Annotated in this window: 21 protein-coding genes; 16 read left to right on the top strand and 5 right to left on the bottom strand. The window is 45.2% G+C overall.

The window, feature by feature from the left end; genetic code table 11:
- Positions 1-66: 66 nt before the first annotated feature.
- The 3 genes from MARME_RS20710 to MARME_RS20720 all read right to left on the bottom strand — a co-directional run bounded on the left by MARME_RS20710 (position 67) and on the right by MARME_RS20720 (position 2,731).
- Positions 67-957 carry an alpha/beta hydrolase gene (locus MARME_RS20710; RefSeq protein WP_013663224.1) on the bottom strand — a complete coding sequence of 297 codons (891 nt, stop codon included), beginning with the start codon at positions 955-957 and terminating at the stop codon, positions 67-69.
- 235 nt (positions 958-1,192) lie between these two features.
- Positions 1,193-1,693, bottom strand: coding sequence for a DUF6622 family protein (locus MARME_RS20715; protein WP_013663225.1), 501 nt, complete (start codon positions 1,691-1,693; stop codon positions 1,193-1,195).
- 168 nt (positions 1,694-1,861) lie between these two features.
- Positions 1,862-2,731, bottom strand: coding sequence for an AraC family transcriptional regulator (locus tag MARME_RS20720; protein WP_013663226.1), 870 nt, complete (start codon positions 2,729-2,731; stop codon positions 1,862-1,864).
- A gap of 339 nt (positions 2,732-3,070) precedes the next feature.
- On the opposite strand from MARME_RS20720, the gene MARME_RS20725 reads away from it, so the two are divergent.
- The 5 genes from MARME_RS20725 (at position 3,071) to MARME_RS20745 (ending at position 7,887) form a co-directional block, all read left to right on the top strand.
- Positions 3,071-4,294 carry an MFS transporter gene (locus MARME_RS20725; RefSeq protein ID WP_013663227.1) on the top strand — a complete coding sequence of 408 codons (1,224 nt, stop codon included), beginning with the start codon at positions 3,071-3,073 and terminating at the stop codon, positions 4,292-4,294.
- 82 nt (positions 4,295-4,376) lie between these two features.
- On the top strand, positions 4,377-5,003 hold the full coding sequence (gene gmk / locus MARME_RS20730) for a guanylate kinase (protein ID WP_013663228.1): 627 nt from the start codon (positions 4,377-4,379) through the stop codon (positions 5,001-5,003).
- A 57-nt stretch (positions 5,004-5,060) separates the two neighbouring features.
- Positions 5,061-5,288: a DNA-directed RNA polymerase subunit omega gene (rpoZ, locus tag MARME_RS20735; RefSeq protein WP_013663229.1), complete on the top strand. Its 228-nt coding sequence runs from the start codon at positions 5,061-5,063 to the stop codon at positions 5,286-5,288.
- Between the two features lie 66 nt (positions 5,289-5,354).
- Positions 5,355-7,466: a RelA/SpoT family protein gene (locus tag MARME_RS20740; RefSeq protein WP_013663230.1), complete on the top strand. Its 2,112-nt coding sequence runs from the start codon at positions 5,355-5,357 to the stop codon at positions 7,464-7,466.
- Between the two features lie 34 nt (positions 7,467-7,500).
- Positions 7,501-7,887, top strand: coding sequence for a RidA family protein (locus MARME_RS20745; protein ID WP_013663231.1), 387 nt, complete (start codon positions 7,501-7,503; stop codon positions 7,885-7,887).
- A gap of 108 nt (positions 7,888-7,995) precedes the next feature.
- Here the strand turns inward: MARME_RS20745 and MARME_RS20750 are convergent, their stop codons facing one another.
- Complete coding sequence (locus tag MARME_RS20750) at positions 7,996-8,871, bottom strand: NAD-dependent epimerase/dehydratase family protein (RefSeq protein WP_013663232.1); 876 nt, start codon at positions 8,869-8,871, stop codon at positions 7,996-7,998.
- A 101-nt stretch (positions 8,872-8,972) separates the two neighbouring features.
- Here MARME_RS20750 and MARME_RS20755 point away from each other — a divergent pair, with 101 nt between their 5' ends.
- From MARME_RS20755 to MARME_RS20765, 3 genes are all read left to right on the top strand, one after another.
- Positions 8,973-9,881 carry a hydrogen peroxide-inducible genes activator gene (locus MARME_RS20755; RefSeq protein ID WP_013663233.1) on the top strand — a complete coding sequence of 303 codons (909 nt, stop codon included), beginning with the start codon at positions 8,973-8,975 and terminating at the stop codon, positions 9,879-9,881.
- Positions 9,882-9,924: 43 nt separating this feature from the next.
- Entirely contained in the window at positions 9,925-12,057 is a 2,133-nt protein-coding gene (recG, locus tag MARME_RS20760) for an ATP-dependent DNA helicase RecG (RefSeq protein WP_223295066.1), read from the top strand.
- 188 nt (positions 12,058-12,245) lie between these two features.
- On the top strand, positions 12,246-13,052 hold the full coding sequence (locus MARME_RS20765) for a ComEA family DNA-binding protein (RefSeq protein WP_013663235.1): 807 nt from the start codon (positions 12,246-12,248) through the stop codon (positions 13,050-13,052).
- Positions 13,053-13,190: 138 nt separating this feature from the next.
- On the opposite strand, the gene MARME_RS20770 is transcribed toward MARME_RS20765, so the two are convergent.
- A complete protein-coding gene (locus MARME_RS20770) occupies positions 13,191-13,667 on the bottom strand; it encodes an Lrp/AsnC ligand binding domain-containing protein (protein ID WP_013663236.1) in 477 nt (158 codons plus the stop codon).
- A 582-nt stretch (positions 13,668-14,249) separates the two neighbouring features.
- On the opposite strand from MARME_RS20770, the gene MARME_RS20775 reads away from it, so the two are divergent.
- The 8 genes from MARME_RS20775 (at position 14,250) to phoB (ending at position 22,184) form a co-directional block, all read left to right on the top strand.
- Complete coding sequence (locus MARME_RS20775; RefSeq protein ID WP_013663237.1) at positions 14,250-15,272, top strand: amino acid ABC transporter substrate-binding protein; 1,023 nt, start codon at positions 14,250-14,252, stop codon at positions 15,270-15,272.
- A 133-nt stretch (positions 15,273-15,405) separates the two neighbouring features.
- Complete coding sequence (locus MARME_RS20780; RefSeq protein ID WP_013663238.1) at positions 15,406-16,578, top strand: amino acid ABC transporter permease; 1,173 nt, start codon at positions 15,406-15,408, stop codon at positions 16,576-16,578.
- A gap of 13 nt (positions 16,579-16,591) precedes the next feature.
- Positions 16,592-17,692: an amino acid ABC transporter permease gene (locus MARME_RS20785; RefSeq protein ID WP_013663239.1), complete on the top strand. Its 1,101-nt coding sequence runs from the start codon at positions 16,592-16,594 to the stop codon at positions 17,690-17,692.
- Positions 17,693-17,716: 24 nt separating this feature from the next.
- Entirely contained in the window at positions 17,717-18,496 is a 780-nt protein-coding gene (locus MARME_RS20790; protein WP_013663240.1) for an amino acid ABC transporter ATP-binding protein, read from the top strand.
- 111 nt (positions 18,497-18,607) lie between these two features.
- Positions 18,608-19,876 (top strand): HDOD domain-containing protein, encoded by a 1,269-nt coding sequence (locus MARME_RS20795; protein ID WP_013663241.1) that lies wholly within the window; start codon positions 18,608-18,610, stop codon positions 19,874-19,876.
- A complete protein-coding gene (locus tag MARME_RS20800; protein ID WP_013663242.1) occupies positions 19,873-20,412 on the top strand; it encodes a chorismate--pyruvate lyase family protein in 540 nt (179 codons plus the stop codon). Before MARME_RS20795 ends, MARME_RS20800 begins: the two co-directional genes overlap by 4 nt.
- Before the next feature lie 103 nt (positions 20,413-20,515).
- Positions 20,516-21,370 (top strand): 4-hydroxybenzoate octaprenyltransferase, encoded by an 855-nt coding sequence (gene ubiA, locus MARME_RS20805; protein ID WP_013663243.1) that lies wholly within the window; start codon positions 20,516-20,518, stop codon positions 21,368-21,370.
- 118 nt (positions 21,371-21,488) lie between these two features.
- The gene (gene phoB / locus MARME_RS20810; protein WP_013663244.1) at positions 21,489-22,184 is read left to right on the top strand and encodes a phosphate regulon transcriptional regulator PhoB; all 696 of its coding nucleotides are present in this window, start codon (positions 21,489-21,491) and stop codon (positions 22,182-22,184) included.
- Positions 22,185-22,208: the final 24 nt, after the last annotated feature.

Here is a 22,208-nt window from a genome sequence, read left to right on the forward strand (position 1 = left end):
GCGTGATGATGCGATGCATTCTACACCGCTGCACGCAGCCGTTATCATTCAATACCTTAGCAGGTATTACATTTCAAACGTGTTGTTTAAGAATTCAATCACGGCTGGAACTTCTGCATTGAACGCATCACCACCGTGTTTGCCTTCTTTAACACGACGAAGCTCAACCGATTCTACGCCTGAGCGTTTCTTCATTTCATTATAAAGACGCTCTGTTTGCAGCGGAGAAATAACGAAATCTTTAGCACCATGAACCAGCAAGCTTGGTGGAAGCGGCGTGCTCAGCGGCAATTTCATAAGGAATCGATAAGGGCTCGCAGCATCCGCTAACGCTTTGTTTTCCGGTACGGGTTTCCCAACCAACAAAGATTCTGGCGTCGGTTCTTTTGCCATATTTCCACGGTCAGGGACGTCATCGTTTGCACGGTCAGGAATGATGCTGATCAGATCGGAAGGTGCATACCAAGAGACTAAAGCATCAAGTTGAGTTTCAGGGTTTTGCGCCTGATCAAATGCCGCCCACAAAGCTAAATGTGCCCCCGAAGATTGCCCCCAAACCGCCATGCGATCGGCATCATAACCATACTTATCGCCATTGGCTCTGACGAAATCAAACGCATCACGTAAATCGTGCAGTTGCGTTGGCCAAATGTCTTCGCTGCTGTAGGTATAATTAATTGCAACCACGGCGTAACCTGCATCAGTTACTTGAGGCACACGGTTATACAATTCAAATTGTGTTTTGTCGTTTCGGAACCAGCGACCACCGTGAATAAATACAACAACAGGCGGTTTTTCTGCTTTCATGGTGTCCGGTAGATAGATATCCAATTGGTTTCGCGTACGCTCACCATATGTAACGTCTTTAATCAGCTCCATTGCCTGCACTGCTCCGGAAAAAGCGCCTAACATAGTAAGGCCAATTGTTATTTTTTTAACTTTTTCTGCCAAATTCATTTTGAGCTCCTCGATTTTTCATTTTGGTTACTGCGCCAAAAATTGTATTTTCTAAAGCTAATACCCTAAAACTATTAATAACTTAAAGTTAATACCTTAAAGCAACTACTTTTTTGTTTCCTTCTTCTTAACTTATACTTTTCAATCCATAGACAAACAAAACTGTTTATCTACCAAACAGATTAATTCAATTGAACCAGAATACAAGACTAAACAGGTGTTCAAAAAAAGCATATTAAAATTGCTGCGTTGCTCTTTCTATACGCCACATGCTGACCGCTCTAGAGGCAAACAGACCGCTAAAGCCACCATATAACATCGAAAGAAGACTGACCGTTATAGGCTGAGCGAGTAATTCAGGCCTCATCGCTTCTAATACACCCACAACGTATTTGGTCATAAAAATGCCTAGTATCAAACACAAGGGCACCCAACTACCTTGCACAAAGTAGGTCTGCTCATCGACGTGATAAGACGCCCTTTTGACAGGGAACAACTGGCTGGCAACCAACGTCATCGTGACCAGACCAACACCCCAAAAAACCATCGCGTCGTTGCTTACCCCAAAACTCAACACATTACTGTGAAGCGACCACGTAACCATAATGACAGGCATCAGGTATGCACGATACTTAGAGACTTGGCGATCACGGGACTGTAGCCAACCAAGGTAAAGAAGCCCGCCTAACAATGCCCAAACCCAAATAGGAGTGTTTACTAAAATGGAACCGATCATCGCATTTATCCTCCAAAATAATCATGATACTCAATTAGCATCCGTCTATTAGAGACGGTTCCGCTACAATAAAGTTGCTTATTTGTATGGTGTTACACATTTTTTTCTAAAACCGCGGCGCAAGTTCAGATAATTAAGCACCCACCCTACAGAAAACTTACATCGGCATTAGGGCGAGAGTGGCGAAAGAGGTAAGCAGACATCGGTCATCAACTCATGCTCAGCGACGTCAGGAAAGCGATTTAGGTAGTGAAAAAACAGAGGATCTCCTCTTAGCTCTTCTCCGCTTTGCGGTAACCACTGACGGTACATCGCGTAGATGGTATCGCTTATTTGATCATGTGATCCGAAATGTCTAGCAATCGCATACCGACCTCCAGCAAGCGTTTTATTGATGATACCGAACTCGTTTGTCGGAATGGGCGCTTGCACTTCGGCACCGATATCAAACCGAAATTCATTTTCGGGAACACTTTTCGGGTCATGGTACACAATACCAACGGTCTTAGACTTTTTGACGGGAGAGAGGCCGGTACTTTTTCGCCACTGTATCATGGTCATCACGCTGTCCATGATTGCTTTTGGTGAACCATGATGCTCCACAACCGCTAGGGACAGTTCAGTCAAATCTCTTATATCTACTTTCACATCTGGCTCCGCTCTGTTCTCAATATGATGATAATGACGATGCCATAACAACCAATCGGGAGACTTTCTGAACTGAGACGGCGACATTCGAAAACGTTTTTTAAAGAGACGTGAAAAGGATTCCGCATGCTCAAATTTAGCTTGATACGCAATATCCGTAATAGACATAGAGGGATAGAAAGCCAATTGATACGCGGCTCGCTTTAATCTCATTTGCTGAATAAATTGATAAACGCTAACCCCCATGTAAGCAGAAAACAAACGCAAAAAATGATACTTGGAGAAGAATGCCTTCTCGCAAATCACATCCAGCGTAAGGTCTGAATCTAAATTAGCTTCAATATACCGGCAGGCTAGGTTTATTCGCTCGCCGTATCGATCACTTTTCATGACACGCTCTCAATTTTTTTTCCGTTTATTGTTTTCCATATAGCGCACTGTCTCAGTCAACTCCCCAGCGAGGTTATGAACAAAACCAGTGTCTCAATAAAACACGAGCTGTGCCTGATCATTATTGCGTTTTTACCGCCACGGCGAGGAATTAAAACAAATGAATGTGATCACAGAAAGTCCAATAAACACTAATAAAAAGTAGTCAATTCATCGGCCATTTGATACTTTCACACGCCTCAATGACGGTAACACGCTGCACTGACATTACCCTCTTGCTTGCCCGACCGAGTTCATCGGCTTGCTTTATTAGTGACAATAAAAGAAGACCTGATACACATGCCGACGAAAACACGGATATTCACCTCTGAAAACCTCGCGTTGCTTGCGTTTATTTTGCTGCTGGCGCTCAACCTTCGTGGCCCTGTTACCAGTTTTTCGCCTCTCATTCCGGAGATTGCAGCAAATCTGTCGTTAAACGGCAGCCAGTTAGGGCTCATAACCACGATTCCATTAGTGTGCTTTGCTCTATTCGCATTGCTTACCTCCAAACTGGTGAAGCATTTTGATGTTTATCGTATTTTGTTGGTAGGCACTGGGCTCATTCTATTAGGAATGTTGTGCCGTGCGGCAAACGGTTACAGCACATTGGTCGTCGGGGTGACTCTCATTGGCGCTGGGATTGCGGTTGGTAACACCTTACTTCCCAGTGTGTTAAAGCGCCATTTCCCGTTACATATCCCTTCATTGACTGCTCTGTACGTTTTGATGATGAGCATCGGCGGATTTGTGATTGCCAGCTCATCCGTCCCTCTTTCTTTATGGTATGTAGAATCCAATCACACAGAGTCAGGGTGGCGCTTTGCGTTACTCTGCCAAGCCAGTATCGTTCTGTTACCTGTGCTTGCTTACTTTTTTATTAAGCAGAACAAACCAACCAAACACACTCAATCAGACGAACCTCATCATTCTGATAACAAGCCTGTTCCGCCTTCTAAAACGAGTATTTGGCGCTCGACTACCGCTTGGCAGGTCTCAGGCTTCTTGGCACTGAACTCGTTTCTTAACTATGTGATGGTAGCTTGGTTTCCATCGATTTTGATCGAATCCCATTTCACCCAAACAACCGCAGGGCTGAATCTAGGCTATATGCAACTTGCGGGCGCCCTACCTTCTCTATTATTAACCCCGTTTATCAATCGCAAGAGTGTTTTTCCTCTGCTTTGTTTGCTCGCCACCAGCACAAGCACTCTGTCTATTTTTGCTTTGTTTTTGTTGCCGAAATTGGCCGTAATTTGGGCAATCACGTTCGGTTTTTCCAGCAGTTTAGGGTTTATTCTTGGGTTGTCCTTGGTTGCCATTAAATCAAAAGACACTCTTGAAGCAGCGGAGTTATCGGGCATGGCGCAACTGCTAGGTTATTCTCTTGCTGCGATTGGTCCGGTTACTTTTGGCGCGCTTCATGATCAAGTGGGCACATGGAATCCACTCCTGTTGATTCTTGGGTTGGTCGCGGTGATGTGGTCAATGATTGGTTGGAAGGTTTCGCGCCCCAATTTCTGACATTCCAGCATAGTCGTTGCAGGGCATCCTCTGATATAGTTAATGGTCACAACCCTTTTGGCAATTCACTTAAGTGGCGGCAATGGCGAAAAAGCACCTAGGCAATTTATTTATTCTTTCTGCACCTTCTGGTGCGGGTAAATCTTCTCTGTATAAAGCGTTGCTTGCAGAGGACAGTATGGTTCGAATTTCAGTTTCTCATACGACACGAGCAGCGCGTGAAGGCGAGCAAGACGGGCGTGAGTACCATTTCACCAATATCGATCATTTCTTGGATATGATCGCAGAGGAAGCCTTTTTCGAACACGCCCAAGTATTTGATAACTATTACGGAACGTCCAAGCAAGCCATTTTCGATATGCTCGAACAAGGGCTGGATGTGATTCTTGAAATTGATTGGCAAGGCGCTCGACAAATCAGAGAGCAATACTCAGATGCCATTGGCATTTTCATTTTGCCGCCGTCCATTGAAACACTTGAAAGCCGATTACGAGGTCGCGGAACCGACAGTGACGAGGTCATTGCTCGCCGCATGTCGAAGGCCGTCGATGAAATCAGTCACTATGATGAATACGATTTCGTGATTGTGAACGACGATTTCGATGACGCATTTACTCAGCTTCGGACAATTTTCACCGCAATGCGCTCCAAAACAGCGGTAATGAAGGAAAAACATACAAATCTGATCAATGATCTCTTGTCATTATAAGAGGCGGTTCAGTAGAATTAACATCAGGAAATTAGCTAAATACATTCAGAGGTCAAAATGGCTCGAGTTACAGTAGAAGATTGTTTGGAAAACGTAGACAACCGTTTTCAATTAGTAATGGTTGCAGCGAAACGTGCACGTCAGTTAGCAACAGGTAGTGAAGAAGCAAAAGTAGCGTTAGAAGAAGACAAAATGACCGTTGTTGCGCTACGCGAAATCGCTGAAAACCTAGTAAACGCTGGCAATGTGGATAAGCCTGCGGTTGAACCGATTACTGAGTTTTAATCTATATGGTATTCGTCGCTCCTCCTAAAGCTGTTCTGTTGTACCGTTGTTGTTAAGGGGTGAGCGATGTTGACTATCGAAAGTCTTGCAGATTCACTAAGTGAGTACTTACCTCACGACCAGATTGCAAAAGTAAAACGTGCTTATTATTACGCTGAGCAAGCCCATGACGGCCAACGCCGAAAAAGTGGGGAACCTTACGTAACCCACCCTTTAGCTGTATCCGATATTCTTGCTAACATCCGAATGGACTGTGATGGTCTAGCGGCGGCCTTGCTGCATGATGTTATCGAAGATACGGGGATTCCTCGCGAAGCCTTGTCTGATCAGTTTGGGGAACAAGTCGCGTTGCTCGTTGACGGTGTCAGTAAGCTGACGCACCTTGAGTTCAATGATCAACTTGAGAAGCAAGCGCATAACTTCCAAAAAATGGCCATGGCCATGGCGGATGACATTCGAGTCATCATGGTGAAGTTAGCAGACCGCTTGCATAATATGCGCACACTGGACGCAATGCCGGCTCACAAGAAGCGCCGTATTGCAAAAGAAACCCTCGATATCTATGCGCCGATTGCCAATCGACTTGGCATGTATAATGTTCGCCTCGCACTCGAATCTCTTGCGTTTCAGGCTTACTACCCAATGCGCGCCAATATGCTCGAACGGGCGATCAATAAGAAGTATGGCCAACGCCAAAAAGCGATGGAAAAGCTGGAAACGTATCTCCAGTCTGAGCTAAGATCCGAGTACTTTGAGGTTGAAGTCAGCATTCGGGAGAAACACCTTTACAGCATCTATAAAAAGATGGAAAAGAAGCGTCGCTCTCTCGAAGAAATAATGGATGTCGTCGGTGTACGCATTGTGACCGACAAGCACGACACCTGCTATCGTATATTGGGTGTAATTCACACGCTATTTAAACCGATCGAAGGTCGATTTAAAGACTACATCGCGGTACCAAAATCCAACGGGTATCAATCTCTTCATACGACGGTCATGGGCACCAATGGCTTGCCGATGGAAGTTCAAATCCGAACGAACGAGATGGATACGGTCGCGAACAATGGTATTGCCGCACATTGGTCTTACAAAGCATCAGGGCAATCCATTGCAGCGAATCACGATCGCGCAACCAAGTGGGTTAAGAGCCTAATCGAAATTCAAGAAAAAGCCCGCAACCCAATGGAATTTGTCGACAATGTCAAAAGCGACTTATTCCCAGATGAAGTGTATGTCTTTACGCCCAAAGGGAAGATCATCGAGTTGCCATCTGGCGCAACCGCAGTCGACTTTGCCTATGGAGTGCATACAGAAGTCGGTAATTCCTGTATTTCTTGTCGAGTAAACCGACGCCTTGCACCACTCAGTACTCAGCTTGAAAGCGGTCAGACCGTCGAAATTATTACTGCGAAAACCGCGCAACCCAATGTGGCTTGGCTCAGTTTTGCGATCACAGGTAAAGCGCGAACGAACATTCGCCATTACCTAAAAGGCAAGCAGCGTGAAAATGCAATCAGCATTGGTTATCGCTTACTCACTCGATCTTTAAATGCCTTCAAAACCACAATAGAAGAACTCACAGACGAACAAATTAATCTCGTCCTTAAGCATTACGAGATAGAAACGTTTGATGACCTATTAGAATCCATTGGTAAAGGTCGTTACGTGGGTTACGTCGTCGCACGTGAGCTATTCCCTAACTACGACGAAGAAGAGTTAGTCACACCGAAGTCGTTTAAAGTCAACGGCTCAGAGGGCATGTTGATCTCTTATGCGAAGTGCTGTTCGCCGATTCCAGGTGACCCTATTGTTGGGTTTGTGCAAGTAGAAAAAGGCATTGTGATCCATCATGAACAATGCCCAAACATCCAAGATCATTTGCAAAGCCCTGAACGCTTTATTCGCATGACTTGGGGCAAAGAAATAGAAGAAGAGCTGAATGTAAGCCTGATTGTCTCTTACGTTAATCAGCGTGGCGCGGTGGCTGATATCGCAGCGTCCATCAGTGATACCGATTTCCAAGTATCGGACTTAAAGATTATCGAGCGCGGACGAATTTCTCGTCTTCGTCTAAATGTGACGATTTCAAGCCGCGTCGGACTCGCGGACGTGATGCGACGCGTCAAAGCCGTGCGCTGTGTAGACAAAGTGTCGCGCGAAACCGTCGTGAGCCGATAAGTTTATTTAATAGCGAAAAGGATGATTAAAAATCATGGCTAAAAAAGTAATTCACACAGAAAATGCACCTGCAGCTATCGGCCCATACTCTCAAGCCGTTCAAGCAGGAAACACTATTTACCTATCTGGCCAAATTCCTCTCGTACCAGAAACAATGGAAATTGTTGAAGGTGGTGTGGAAGAACAAACTGCTCAAGTCTTCAAAAACATTCAAGCCGTATGTGAAGCCGCTGGCGGAACACTGAAAGACATCGTTAAGTTGAACATCTACATGACGGACTTAGGCAACTTCGCGAAAGTAAACGAAGTAATGACTCAGTTCTTCGAACAGCCTTACCCAGCTCGTGCGGCGTTAGGTGTTCGCGCATTGCCTAAAGACGTTGCTGTTGAAATTGAAGGCATCGTTGTTTTAGAAGACTAATCTTCTAAAACAATATAAGACCCTAGACTCTTCGTTAATGCGTATTCGTACCTGATTAAACCACGTATGACGAAGAGTCTGCTTTCACACAGAAAGCTCGCCTCCTGTTTACCTTACCACTTCCCCTTTTTCCAACAGCAGTTGCTCGTAACCCAACACATAGCTCGGGTACGTTAACATCCAGCCACATTCCTTCAAATAATTTGCCTGAATCCTCTTACCTGACTGAGGGATAAAATCACACCCATCACCCGCATTCACAGTCGCTCCGATGCGTGACGCAATCCAGAGCTTCACCTCCCACATAGAAACAGGTGTGTCGTCTGTCAGAATGATATGGGGGAGCGGTGAGGTTTTGTTTTCTTGAGCCGCGCCATCAAGTAGGCGTTCACCCAACAACATTAACCCTGACACGACATCATCTCGATGAATTCGATTGGTCCAGCTGTTTATGCCCCATTCGGTTGCTGATTTTACTTTCTCGATAAGTCGATAGCGGCCAGGGCCATAAATCCCTGAGCACCTTGCAGAGCAGGCACCAAAGGCGTCCGACAATATTTGTTCGGCTTGTAAAAGGCATTTGGCCGTGTCTTTTTGTGGTTTTGCGATAGAAGATTCGTCTATCCACTCTCCCTGATTTTCTCCATAAACGCTGGTGCTGGAAACAAAAATTAGTTTTGGTGTGCTCTTCTGATCCTCTTTTGCATAACGAGATTCAAGCGCTTTAGCCGTATCCACATACGCACTCCGATACGCTTGTTCCGTTCGCCCCTGCGGCGTCATGATAAGATAAATCAGATCAACATCAGGTAACTGCGACGGCGATATGTTTGTTAGGTCTGCCGTAATGCCAGACACCCCTTCTGGGAAGTCCGTTCCTGTTCTGCGCACAGCAGAAACATGCGCCCCTTTTTCCGCCCAATTCGTTGCGATTGACGCGCCGATATCACCGCAACCTGCGACCAAAACCCGTGTAATAACCATTTTTATTCTCTTCGCGCAAAAATTGAATAGGAATACTCTCGCACACTTTATCAAAATATGTATTATCATAGCTATTAACAATGATAAGAAAGGTAGCTCCCATGACGTTAACCGAACTCAAGTACATCGTAATGCTAGCAGAAGAGAAGCATTTTGGCCGAGCTGCAGACCGTTGCTATGTATCGCAACCTACGTTGAGTGTGGCGGTGAAAAAACTTGAAGAAGAGCTGGGAGCAGCGATCTTCGAACGCAGTAAAAGCTCTGTTTATATCACCCCACTGGGCGAGCAAATCATTGAGCAAGCTAAGCGCGTACTCGAACAAGCTAATACGATTAAAGAACTTGCATCGTCCGGTCAGAACCAATTAAAAGGCCCATTGAAAATTGGTGCTATTTTTACCATCGCACCTTACCTGTTGCCTTATATGATCCCGCACCTTAATAAGATTACCGAAGGCATGCCTTTGCTTATTGAGGAGGATTTAACAGAAAACCTACGTCCGAAATTGCGCAATGGGGATTTAGACGCGATTGTGATCGCTCTGCCATTTAAAGAGCCTGATGTCGTGACACAACCCATCTACGAAGAAGAGTTTGTGGTTCTTATGCCAAAGAATCACGCTTGGGCCAAGCTGGATAAAATTAAGACAGAACAATTGTCCACCGACAACTTACTCTTACTGGGTAAGGGACATTGCTTCAGTGACCAAGTGCTCGAAGCCTGCCCTATGATAAACGAAGATCAGTTTGGCGAAGGTAGAACCATTGTGAACGGCAGCTCTTTGGAAACCATTCGCTACATGGTGTCTTCTGGACTCGGTGTCACCGTACTGCCAAAGTCCGCGGCAACCAACATAGACCATGAAACGCTAGAAGTGCGCCCCTTTGCCAATCCGGTACCTAAACGTACGGTTGCACTCGCATGGCGTGCAAGCTTCCCACGACCTAAAGCGATTGAGTCGGTGAGCCAATCCATTCGAGAAGCCTGCAAACAACTGGAACTTGAATAGTAAAAACTAGCGCATACGAGCCCTTAGGCGAAAAAAGCCTGAACTGAGCTTTCCAAAAAACGAGAACAGTAAACAGCCATACACTGAAAATAAGATGCAGACAGGATTAGACACACAAGATATCAAGGAGCTTAAAGGCGTCGGCGGTGCGATGGCGGATAAGCTCGCTAAACTCCATTTGCACACGGTTCAGGATTTACTGTTTCATCTGCCGATTCGGTATCAAGATCGCACAACCGTCGTCCCAATTGGGCAACTTCGATTCGGCGACGAAGCCGTCATCGAAGGCAAGGTGATTGGTTGCGAGATCAAAATGGGCAAACGTCGTAGCCTAATTTGTCGCGTCAAAGATATGACTGGCACCCTCAGCTTGCGCTTTTTTCACTTTTCCGCTGCCCAAAAAAAGCAGCTCGAAAACAGCGAGAAAGTACGCTGCTTTGGCGAGATCCGTCGTGGCAGTACAGGGTTTGAGATGTACCACCCAGAGTACAGTTCAATCGAAGAAGACGATACGCTCAGTGGGCAACAACAGCTAACGCCAATCTATCCGCTAACCGATGGTTTAACGCAAAACAAAATTCGCGGTTTGTGCGAACAGGCTCTGGAGCGCTTAACACCTTTCAACCTGCAAGAATGGCTTCCCGATGCAATCTTAAATCAATTTAGCCTGCCCGCTCTTGCAGAAGCGATTCAGTTTCTACACCACCCAGATAAAGGCGTAAACCTCGCTCAACTTAAAGCAGGTGCTCATCCCGCTCAGTATCGCCTGTCCTTCGAAGAGCTACTAGCGCACCAATTATCACTCATAGGTAAACGTATTAAAGCCAAAGAAGATAAAGCCATCGCGGTGACGGAAGCCGGTAACTTGACTCAACAGTTACTCGATCAACTGCCGTTTTCACCCACCGGAGCTCAAAGTCGCGTCTTCTCAGAGGTACTTGCAGATATGAGCAGCGGCCACCCGATGCTGAGACTTGTTCAGGGCGATGTGGGCTCAGGCAAAACACTGGTTGCAGGTATGACGGCTGCCGCCGTGGTTCAAAAAGGTTATCAAGTTGCGATTATGGCACCCACCGAAATACTGGCGGAGCAACATTATCTGAATTTCAAAAATTGGTTCGAGCCGCTTGATGTGCCCATCGCTTGGATGATTGGCAAACTCAAAGGCAAACAGCGTGACGCAGAGCTTTTAAAGATTAAATCGGGCGAGGCAAAAATCGTCGTCGGCACGCATGCGCTTTTTCAAGATACAGTCACGTTTCATAATCTTGCGCTGGCAATCATTGATGAGCAACATCGATTCGGCGTACACCAGAGAATGGCGCTTCGTGAAAAAGGCTTACAAGCTGGCTTCCAACCGCATCAACTCATCATGACCGCAACGCCTATTCCAAGAACACTCGCCATGTCAGCGTATGCGGATTTAGATTGCTCTATCATAGATGAGTTACCACCCGGTCGAACGCCCATCAATACAATTGTCGTGTCTGACCAAAGACGCCCCGAAGTGATCGATAGAGTTCGCAACGCCTGCACAGAAGGCCGTCAAGCATACTGGGTATGTACCCTAATCGAAGAGTCCGAAGCCTTGCAGTGTCAAGCCGCAGAAGACACGGCATTACTGCTTCAGGAGCAACTGACCAACCTAAAGGTAGGCTTGGTTCACGGGCGTCTGAAAGCACAGGAAAAAGCCGATATTATGGCGCTTTTCAAAGCGGGCGAGATTGATTTATTGGTCGCTACTACCGTCATCGAAGTGGGCGTTGATGTACCTAACTCCAGCCTGATGGTCATTGAAAACCCTGAACGCTTAGGTCTAGCGCAACTCCATCAGTTACGTGGCCGCGTGGGTCGTGGCACCACTGCCAGCCATTGTGTGCTGTTGTACAAAGCGCCTCTGGGGCAACAAGGCAAAGAACGACTCAGCACCATGCGAGAGCATACTGATGGCTTTAAGATTGCCGAGAAAGACCTTGAGCTGCGTGGCCCAGGCGAGCTACTAGGCACACGCCAAACTGGTTTGCTGGAGTTCAAAGTCGCCGACCTACAAAGAGATAAAGGACTGCTCACGGATGTTCAATCCGCAGCACTGCTTCTTTATCAATCCTACCCTCAACACGTCTCGCCACTGTTGCAGCGTTGGCTTCCTAATCAAAGCCAATATTTAAATGTATAACACCTCAAAAAGAAGCGTTTTGCGTCCTTCTAAACTTCAAATATAGGTTAAAATTTAACCCCTTTGTCACGCTTTCAGGCTACTATATGTCCTGTGCAGTCAGACGTCGCACCTACGGAAGCCGCGAGTCACCCTCTTAGCTTTCTTGATGCATTTGGTAGAACAACAATGTAATTGAGGATTCCAAATTGAATACACTTTCCACCCCTTTAAACGATGATAGTCGAGCACTGATGAAGCTGCAGTTAGAAGGTCAGTGCGGGTACAAACAGGGAAAAGACCGAGTTCTAATTAATATAGAGCGTGTCAGTAGCCACAGAGAATTAAACAACCTCAGCGGCACTGTTTCCATACAGCTGCGAGCGTATCGTCAACATCAGCACCGTGACGATCAATCCTGTCTGCTCGCTTCAACGACAATTGGACAAATAAATGGCCAACACTATTTAGAAAATTGTCTTTATGATCTCATTTATACCGCACCCTCTGCGGGCACTTGGGACATCAGCCTAGAAATTCGCGAGTGGGATGGAGCAGGTTATGTGCTCTGCGATCAAGTTAATTTCCCAATCCCAATGCACATCGACTTTCAGCCAACAACGATTGAAAACGTCATTGAGCTTCCTCTCAAAAAAGAAGTACCAAAACCGCTTCCATCTGAAAAAACATCAGACATCGGCCCAGCAAGCTCAAACACGACAAACACGGACATTCCCCCGTGTGAAACCATCTCAACAGAGACCTCGGACTCCGTCAAACCCGAGAAGGGCCTGAAAGCAAACAAGAAAAAAGAAAAGCGTACGGATTCACCTGAGGTAACACTCATCAATCACTGCTCAACCGATGACATCCTTGAAGTGAAGGGGCTCTCCAAAAAAGTAGCAAAAGAAATTGTTCAAAATCGTCCCTTCAAAAAATGGAAAGAGCTACTAGACGTTAAGGGAGTGGGGCCTAAATTACTGGAAAGAATTAAAAAAGCGCTGAAAGGAAGTTAGTACAAAATAAAAATGTGCGGATAAAATAGAGCTAGAACAGTGAAAGGTACGAAGATTACGGCTAATAATCGTACCTTTCCACTTAACCTACAACCCTAACACTGATATAGAAGGGTCGTTCTTCACATTCCCATAAAATTAGGGAATCTTAACAACCGTTGTATTCTTTACTTCTTCCATCGCAACATAAGTACGAGATTCACGCACATGCGGCAACGTTAGCAACGTCTCGCCTAACAACCTTCGATAGGCGTCCATATTGGACACTCGTGCTTTTAATAAATATTCAAAATCACCAGCGATAAGGTGACATTCCAGTACTTCTGGTATTTCCGAGACTGACTCTTTGAATTCAAGAAAGCCTTCAGGAGAGGTGGTTTTAAGACGAATCTCAACAAACACCAATAAACCTGCGTCAACCTTTTTGGGGTCAACCAGTGCGCAATAGCCTGTGATATAACCATTACGTTCTAAACGTCTTACCCTTTCAAGGCAAGGCGTCGCACTTAGCCCAACGCGGCTAGCGAGTTCAACATTAGAAAGACGACCATTAATTTGAAGTTCTCGTAGGATCTTCTTGTCTAGCCTATCTAGAGGCTTCGCGGAAGTTTCCATTAATCACGGGGCTCCTTAAATTATGATCTATATAACATTAATATAGATTCGGACCTTTGAACTTTTGTTTTCTTATTCTTTGAGAGAGTAAGTCTAACATGAGCGAGTCTGAAAACAGAAAACCCATTACCTTAAATAAAACAAGGTTTTAAACATACCTCCGCACCAATATCGAACAAAAACAAACCTCAGCACCAAAAAAAGGCAAAAAAGTCGTAATGAGGCACTTTTTTTCTACTAAACTAACGTTTCATGCACCAATATATAACAAGCATAGGAGAGCAAATAACTAATATATAAAAACTATCAAAGAAAAACTTTTAGTAGACTTTAAGAAAAAGAATGTGCAAAAAAGTCGAAACTTCCCCTAATTTTTTTACACTTTCCTCTTGACTCTAGCCTACAAAAAGTCGTTCTATAAAGTGAAGTGAGGATCTCATAGAAGATTCCACTGGAAAATATACAAAAAAACAATAACTCTAATTTTGGCAAACAATTTGCTTAACAAGCTCACAAGGTTGTAAAAGCCGTTTTTGCTAAAAAAGATAATATATACAAAAGAAACGCCTGGGAGGCTCTTAAATGAAATCGAATATGAGTAAAATCCTTACCACTGCTGCAATCGCAGCGACAGTAAGCGCAACTGCTGGTGCAGCAACTTTAGACGACGTAAAATCTAAAGGCTTCATTCAGTGTGGTGTGAGCCAAGGTGTTCCTGGTTTCTCAAACGCTGATGAAGCAGGTAACTGGTCTGGTATCGATGTTGACGCTTGTCGCGCTGCTGCTGCTGCAGTATTTGGTGATGCTCAAGCTGTTAAATTCACACCTCTATCAGCGAAAGAACGTTTCACTGCACTTCAGTCTGGCGAGATCGACATGCTATCTCGTAACACGACTTGGACTTACACGCGTGATACTGCGCTGGGTCTAGATTTTACTGCGGTAAACTTCTATGACGGTCAGGGTTTCATGGTTCGTAACGACCTAGGTGTTACTTCTGCGATGGAACTTGACGGTGCAACTGTTTGTACTGAGCAAGGTACAACAACTGAGCTAAACATGGCGGACTTCTTCCGTAAGCACGGTTTGTCTTACGTTCCTGTTATCGTTCAAAAAGCAGACGAAGCACTAGCAGCATACGCTTCTGGTCGTTGTGATGTTTTCACGACTGATAAATCTGGTCTAGCAGCACACCGTTCAAAACTTGCTGATCCAAGTGCACACGTTATCCTTCCAGAAACAATCTCTAAAGAGCCTCTAGGTCCTGTTGTTCGTCACGGCGACAACCAATGGAAAGACATCGTAACTTGGGCAATGTTCGTACAAGTTAACGCTGAAGAAATGGGTATTTCTTCTAAAAACGTTGCGAAAATCAAAGCTGAATCTAAAGACCCTGCGATCCGTCGTCTTCTAGGCGCTGAAGGTAACATGGGTGAGTCTCTAGGTCTTGGTGCTGATTGGGCATACGATATCATCGCTGAAGTAGGTAACTACGGCGAAGTATTTGAAAACAACGTTGGTCCAAACACTCCTGTAGGTCTACCTCGCGGTATTAACAACCTATGGACTGAAGGCGGCGTAATGTACGCTCCACCAGTTCGTTAATACCCTTTAAGTCTACCTATATACTGGCGCAGCCACTTTAGTAAAATATCCAGCATGGATTCACCTCTTAAGTGCTCTGCGCCAGTCTTGTTTCTGAAACACATCTGACGAGCATATCACTGCCTGAACCAAGATGAGCGAAAATACTAATACGAATACGAGCTTCTTGAATGACGCGGGCAATCGCGCCCTAATCTTTCAAGCCGTTCTGTTGGCTGTAGTCGTCTTTGTTGGATATTATTTATTCAGCAATCTACAAGCTAACCTTGAAACACGCGGGATATCTACTGGTTTCTCATTTTTGAATGAACCAGCGGGCTTCCCAGTCCTGATCCACCTAATTGAATATACTGAAGCAGATACATACGGCCGAGCATTTGCTGTAGCCCTTATCAATACGTTTGTAATCTCTTTGCTCGGTATTATTTTAGCGACCGTTATCGGCGTCATAATGGGCCTCGCACGCCTGTCCAACAACTGGCTGGTTGCAAGACTAGCAACTGTTTACATTGAGACATTGCGTAATATTCCATTATTGCTGCAAATGTTCTTCTGGTACTTTGCCGTTTTGGCTGCCATGCCACACCCTCGCAATAGTATTGTGTTCGGTGATTTCTTTATCAACAAACGCGGCATCTACTCACCAAACCCACAGTTCCAAGACGGTTCTGGCTTTGTATTAGCAGCCTTCTTGCTTTCTATCGTGGGTGCATTTTTTATTGTTCGCTGGGCCAAAGCGCGTCAAAAAGCGACAGGTAATTGGTTCCCTGCCTATTGGGCCTCTTTTGGTACCATTATTGGTGTCACCTTACTTGCTTTTGTTGTTACCGGTTTCCCTGTTGAATTCGATCTACCGTCTAAAAGTCGCTTCAATGTGACGGGTGGCATGGTATTAGTACCTGAATTTGTCGCGGTGCTTATTGCACTGTCTACATACACGGGTTCTTTTATTGCAGAGATCGTACGTGCAGGCATCTTATCTGTAAACTGGGGACAAACCGAAGCATCACGCTCATTAGGTTTACCAGACGGCAAAACTCAGCGCCTTATCGTATTACCTCAAGCGTTACGCGTTATCATTCCCCCTCTTACTAGCCAATATCTAAACCTAGCGAAAAACTCTTCTTTAGGTGCAGCGATTGCCTACCCTGAACTGGTTGCAGTTGTTATGGGTACGACCCTGAACCAAACGGGTCAAGCAATCGAAACCATTGGCTTATGTATGCTTGTTTACGGTTCTTTGAGCTTATCTATCTCGCTCTTTATGAACTGGTACAACAAACGTATGTCTTTAGTAGAACGTTAAGGAGGCTATTATCATGGCGATCGAATTTAAACCATCTCCAAGCCTCCCACCACCGTCTGATTCGGTAGGTCCGGTAGCTTGGGTTCGAGCAAACTTTTTCTCTTCTCCTTTGAATATTGCTCTGACTTTGTTCAGCGTATATGTTCTGTATTTGATGATCCCACCTGTTTTACAGTGGGGATTTCTTGATGCAACGTGGGAAGGATCTTCCAAAGCAGCGTGTACAGCAGGCGGCGCATGTTGGGCTTTCATCGGGGCGTACTTTGAGCAATTTATGTACGGCCTGTACCCTGAAACTGAGTACTGGCGCATCAACCTCGCATTGATCTTACTCATTGTGCTTGTTGGTATGTTTGCGATAAAAGCGGTTAACAAGCTTTTCTTGTCAATTGCAATTATCGTGGTGTACCCAATTGTTGCTTTTATATTGTTCTCTGGCGGCATGTTCGGCCTTGAGACAGTTGAAACATCAAACTGGGGCGGACTGTTCCTAACAACCTTACTTGGGGTTGTCGGTATTGTTGCCTCTTTCCCTCTTGGTGTGCTTCTAGCATTGGGTCGTCGTTCTAACATGCCGATTGTTAAATCAGTATGTGTTGTATTCATCGAAACCATTCGTGCTGTTCCATTGATCACGATTTTGTTTATGGCATCCGTTATGATTCCATTGTTCTTGCCAGAAGGCTTGAACTTCAACAAATTACTTCGTGTACTCATTGGTATTACATTGTTCTCTGCTGCTTATATGGCGGAGGTTATTCGTGGTGGCCTTCAGGCAATACCTAAAGGTCAGTACGAAGCCGCAGATGCAATGGGACTCACCTACTGGCAATCAATGTGTTTGGTCATCTTGCCACAAGCATTGAAACTGGTTATTCCAGGTATCGTGAATACCTTTATCGGTTTGTTCAAAGATACGACTCTGGTTTACATCGTTGGTATGTTCGATCTACTGGGCCGAATCCAAGCAGCAAACCACGATGCTAACTGGTTAGGTACAACAATCGAAGGTTATGCCTTCGCAGGCTTTGTTTATTGGATTATCTGCTTCGGTATGTCCCGCTACAGTATGGCGGTTGAGCGTAAGTTAGATACCGGACACAAGCGGAAATAATATAGATTTTGAGGCTTTAAAAAGATGACTGATAACAACATGGCACTTGCCCAACTTGAGCCGGGCGAAGAAGCAATTATTGAATTTAGCGACGTGAATAAGTGGTACGGTGACTTCCACGTTCTAAAGAATATTAATTTTAGTATCCGTAAAGGCGAACGTATTGTTGTGTGTGGGCCGTCAGGTTCAGGTAAATCAACAATGACTCGCTGCATCAACCGTCTAGAGGAACACCAAAAAGGTTCAATCCTTGTTGACGGTATTGAGATGAACGACAACCTGAAAAACATCGAGGCAATCCGTAAAGATGTGGGCATGGTGTTTCAGCACTTTAACTTGTTCCCACATTTGACGATTCTTGAAAACCTGACATTGGCTCCGATCTGGGTACGTAAAATGCCTAAGAAAGAAGCTGAAGAGATGGCGATGCATTACCTTGAGCGAGTTAAAATCGCGAACCAAGCAGGTAAATATCCAGGTCAGCTATCCGGTGGACAACAACAACGTGTAGCGATCGCTCGTGGCCTATGTATGAAGCCTCGCATTATGCTTTTTGATGAACCAACATCTGCACTTGATCCAGAAATGATCAAAGAAGTATTGGACGTAATGGTTCAGTTAGCAGACGAAGGCATGACGATGGTGTGTGTAACGCACGAAATGGGCTTTGCTAAGACTGTTGCCGACCGAGTCGTATTTATGGATGCTGGGGAAATTGTGGAAGCAAATACACCACATGAATTCTTCGAAAACCCACAACACGATCGTACTCAGCTGTTCTTAAGCCAGATCCTAAACCACTAAAATATAAAAGAATTTACATTCTTTTGATAAAGGCCCCTGTTGGGGCCTTTTTTTATAGCCTATAGTTATTAGAGAATTCAATAGATCAAAGAAGGATGCGCTAATTTGACTATGGCACAAACAGAGATGGACCCAACACCAACGCATGTACGCGTTATTCATCTCGCGGACAATAGCGGTAAAGTTCAAGCCATTTTTGGTCAAGACAGTGTCTTAGACCTCACAACGCTCTCACGCCTCACAAAAAGACGGCTGACTCCTTGGTCACGTTTACCAATTGAGGGCGATACATTACTGGACGCAAATAAAACCCCCACTTTCATCGATAAAGCATTGCTTAAAGAAGAGTCCGTCTCATTTCACAGTAAAAGCGACCTGTCTCTAAAGGCAATGAGCGGTCAACAACTTGCCGAGAAACTAGAAGGTAAACTCTCGTATATTGAAAACATCACCTACGCAGGCGAAGCGCTACACTACCCTGCTGCGGGTATGAATGAAGACGAAAAACAAATGCAAACGGCATTGGGTCGTTTCCAATCTATTCGCCTAAAACAGCGGCTTGAAGAAACGTTGGAAATCCCACCATTATCTAACTCCAGCACACATATTATTCAGCTAAGTGCCGACCCCAATGCAAGTTCAGAACAACTTTGTCAAATCGTTAATCTAGACCCAAGTTTGTCTGCTCAGGTGATTAGCTGGGCATCGTCGCCTTACTACGGTGGATCAGATCCTGTTGAATCAATTGAAGACGCCATTATCCGTGTACTGGGGTTTGATATGGTGATGAATCTTTCTCTAGGGTTATCAATGGGTGGGGTGTTTGAGCTACCAAAAGATGGTCCTAAACACTACGACGACTTTTGGTTCAGTGCCGTTTCACATGCGGCTCTGATGGAGTCTCTGGTGAAATCAATCTCCTCAGATCACCCAAAACCTCGGCTTGGTCATGCTTATCTGGCAGGCTTGCTGCACAATTTTGGCTATCTGGCGATCAGTGTTATTTTACCGCCTCATTTTTCTATTTTGTCTCGAAATTTAGAGGCAAATGCACATTTGCCTAGCAACGTTGTTGAGATGCAGGTGTTGCATTTTACAAAGGAACAGTTAGGCGCCTGGTTGCTAAAACACTGGAACATTCCGGCCGATATTTACGGCGCCGTTCGCTATTGCAAAGACGAAGGCTATCAAGGAGAGCATAAACTCTTAGCTAACCTTCTTTATGTGGCAAATCGTTTATTGGATCAACTGCCTATAAGCGAGCATTTACTGGATCAGTTAGGGTTAAACGAAGAAACCGCGTTACAATGTCGCCAGCAGGTCTTAAGCGCCTCCAAAGACCTTAGAGACATGGTAAATTTAATACACGGCAAGACATGACGTTACTCAATAAAAACGCTGCCCGACAATTTGACTACGAATGGCACGCACTAAGCTGCGTCAATCGACAACAGATTCCCAGTAACATTCTTCCTTGGGTGAGTACGCCAGACTCGTTGACGGCAAAGCTGCAACAAGCAGGGTCATTTAAGGTGGAGGTCATTAGCGATTACATTGGCTTACCAACACAGAGAGAGCGTAACCGACTCAACTTACACGCTCGTGAGCAAGCGAGAATCCGTACCGTGTTACTTTACTGCAACCACCACGTTGTTATTTATGGTCGCTCAATTATTCCTTTACGCTCGTTACGAGGCCATTGGCGCTGTCTGTCTAAGCTCGCAGATAAGCCACTTGGTGGCTACCTTTTCAAGAATAAGCAACTTTCACGCAGTCCTATCGAAGTTACTCAGCTTCCCGCTGGATTAATGCAAAACACGGAAGAGAGTTTATGGGCAAGGCGGTCTATTTTCTATGGCTATGGTCCGGGTATCTTGGTTAATGAAGCATTTTACCCTACCATAGGCCAGCTGTAGCGTCGCAGTGAGTAGCACCATCGCGCGCTATCATTGCTAAATAAAATACGATTGAATAAGGTCGTTCGCATCCGACTATGACAACTAGGGCTCGTATAACTCCATGAGTAAACTCTCTGATTACGCCGACCTCACTCGCTTTAACCGACCCATTGGCTCTTTTTTGCTTATGTGGCCAACGCTTTGGGCATTATGGCTTGCGGCGAACGGTTGGCCTGAATGGCACTTAATACTGATTTTCGTATTAGGTGTGTTTAGTATGCGCTCCGCAGGCTGTGTCATTAACGACTACGCAGATAGAAAAGTGGATGGGCATGTAGAGCGAACGAAAAACCGTCCACTCCCATCGGGCCGCGTTGGTGAGAAAGAAGCACTGCTGCTTTTTGCTGTTTTAGCCGTACTCAGTTTTATCCTCGTATTGTTTACTGATCTACAAACCATTGCGCTTTCTTTCGTGGGTCTATTCTTAGCGGCACTGTACCCATTTATGAAGCGCTATACCCACCTGCCTCAAGTGTTTTTAGGTCTGGCATTTTCGTGGGCAATTCCAATGGCCTACAGCGCTCAAGGCGGCAGTTTATTTGATGTGCAGCTGTGGATGTTGTTCGTCGCCAATGTCTTCTGGACGGTCGCGTACGATACCTACTACGCCATCACAGACCGACCGGATGACTTGAAGATTGGCGTAAAATCCACTGCTATTTTATTTGGTCAATACGATCTCTTTGTGATCCTTGTTCTGCAAGGTTTAACCTTGTCATTATTAACTTGGATCGGGATTACATCCCACTTAAACTGGCCCTATTTTATCGGCCTCGCGGTTTGTGTTTTTTGGTTCTTTAAGCAATATAAACAAGGACAACACAGAGATCGCCAAGCTTGCTTTCGTTCATTTTTAGATAACAATCGAGTGGGCTATACGGTCTTTATTGGGTTGGTTTTAAGCTATATAGTCTAAAACCATGTTCTTTTTACGTCTATTCGTGTCTTAATTATGGCATAGTTGTGACATTTTAATGTAACTGTCACATTTACTCGTTTAAATATTCACCGTTCCTGAGATGAGGATAAATCCCGTGACCGGTAAGAAAGTACTAATCATTGACGACGAAGCACCCATTAGAGAAATGATTGCTGTAGCGCTAGAAATGGCTGGCTACGAATACCTAGAAGCCGAGAATGCACAGCATGGACATGAGATCATAGTCGATCACCGTCCTGACTTGATTCTTGTCGACTGGATGATGCCTGGAGGCAGTGGTATTGAATTGACTCGCCGCCTTAAAAAAGACAGCACAACAGCAGAAATTCCTGTGATTATGCTGACAGCGAAAAGCGAGGAAGACAACAAAATTCAGGGACTGGAAGTTGGTGCAGACGATTACATCACTAAACCCTTCTCCCCTAGAGAATTAGTTGCGCGTTTAAAAGCCGTATTGCGCCGCGCAACGCCACAAGGTGTCGACGAGCCAATCGAGGTAGACGGACTGCTTTTGGACCCAATTAGCCAACGCGTTAGCATCGGCAATAAACCACTTGAAATGGGTCCAACGGAGTACAGGCTGCTCAAGTTCTTGATGACGCATCAGGAGCGCGCCTATTCTCGAGCACAATTACTGGATCAAGTGTGGGGCGGCAATGTCTATGTTGAAGAACGCACGGTTGACGTACATATTCGTCGACTGCGCAAAGCCATTGGCAACACTCACGACTCCCTGATTCAAACTGTCCGCGGAACTGGATACCGCTTCTCCTCTAAACGGATTGCTTAGAGACGCATTAACAGATAAACGGAT

The sequence above is a fragment of the Marinomonas mediterranea MMB-1 genome, from assembly GCF_000192865.1.
GTDB classification, from domain to species: domain Bacteria; phylum Pseudomonadota; class Gammaproteobacteria; order Pseudomonadales; family Marinomonadaceae; genus Marinomonas; species Marinomonas mediterranea.

What these genes read in the sequence shown, in the direction of transcription:
- MARME_RS20710 (WP_013663224.1), bottom strand. Translation starts at nt 957, where the DNA reads ATGAATTTGGCAGAAAAAGTTAAAAAAATAACAATTGGCCTTACTATG.
- MARME_RS20715 (WP_013663225.1), bottom strand. Translation starts at nt 1,693, where the DNA reads ATGATCGGTTCCATTTTAGTAAACACTCCTATTTGGGTTTGGGCATTG.
- MARME_RS20720 (WP_013663226.1), bottom strand. Translation starts at nt 2,731, where the DNA reads ATGAAAAGTGATCGATACGGCGAGCGAATAAACCTAGCCTGCCGGTAT.
- MARME_RS20725 (WP_013663227.1), top strand. Translation starts at nt 3,071, where the DNA reads ATGCCGACGAAAACACGGATATTCACCTCTGAAAACCTCGCGTTGCTT.
- gmk (WP_013663228.1), top strand. Translation starts at nt 4,377, where the DNA reads ATGGCGAAAAAGCACCTAGGCAATTTATTTATTCTTTCTGCACCTTCT.
- rpoZ (WP_013663229.1), top strand. Translation starts at nt 5,061, where the DNA reads ATGGCTCGAGTTACAGTAGAAGATTGTTTGGAAAACGTAGACAACCGT.
- MARME_RS20740 (WP_013663230.1), top strand. Translation starts at nt 5,355, where the DNA reads ATGTTGACTATCGAAAGTCTTGCAGATTCACTAAGTGAGTACTTACCT.
- MARME_RS20745 (WP_013663231.1), top strand. Translation starts at nt 7,501, where the DNA reads ATGGCTAAAAAAGTAATTCACACAGAAAATGCACCTGCAGCTATCGGC.
- MARME_RS20750 (WP_013663232.1), bottom strand. Translation starts at nt 8,871, where the DNA reads ATGGTTATTACACGGGTTTTGGTCGCAGGTTGCGGTGATATCGGCGCG.
- MARME_RS20755 (WP_013663233.1), top strand. Translation starts at nt 8,973, where the DNA reads ATGACGTTAACCGAACTCAAGTACATCGTAATGCTAGCAGAAGAGAAG.
- MARME_RS20770 (WP_013663236.1), bottom strand. Translation starts at nt 13,667, where the DNA reads ATGGAAACTTCCGCGAAGCCTCTAGATAGGCTAGACAAGAAGATCCTA.
- MARME_RS20775 (WP_013663237.1), top strand. Translation starts at nt 14,250, where the DNA reads ATGAAATCGAATATGAGTAAAATCCTTACCACTGCTGCAATCGCAGCG.
- MARME_RS20780 (WP_013663238.1), top strand. Translation starts at nt 15,406, where the DNA reads ATGAGCGAAAATACTAATACGAATACGAGCTTCTTGAATGACGCGGGC.
- MARME_RS20785 (WP_013663239.1), top strand. Translation starts at nt 16,592, where the DNA reads ATGGCGATCGAATTTAAACCATCTCCAAGCCTCCCACCACCGTCTGAT.
- MARME_RS20790 (WP_013663240.1), top strand. Translation starts at nt 17,717, where the DNA reads ATGACTGATAACAACATGGCACTTGCCCAACTTGAGCCGGGCGAAGAA.
- MARME_RS20795 (WP_013663241.1), top strand. Translation starts at nt 18,608, where the DNA reads ATGGCACAAACAGAGATGGACCCAACACCAACGCATGTACGCGTTATT.
- MARME_RS20800 (WP_013663242.1), top strand. Translation starts at nt 19,873, where the DNA reads ATGACGTTACTCAATAAAAACGCTGCCCGACAATTTGACTACGAATGG.
- ubiA (WP_013663243.1), top strand. Translation starts at nt 20,516, where the DNA reads ATGAGTAAACTCTCTGATTACGCCGACCTCACTCGCTTTAACCGACCC.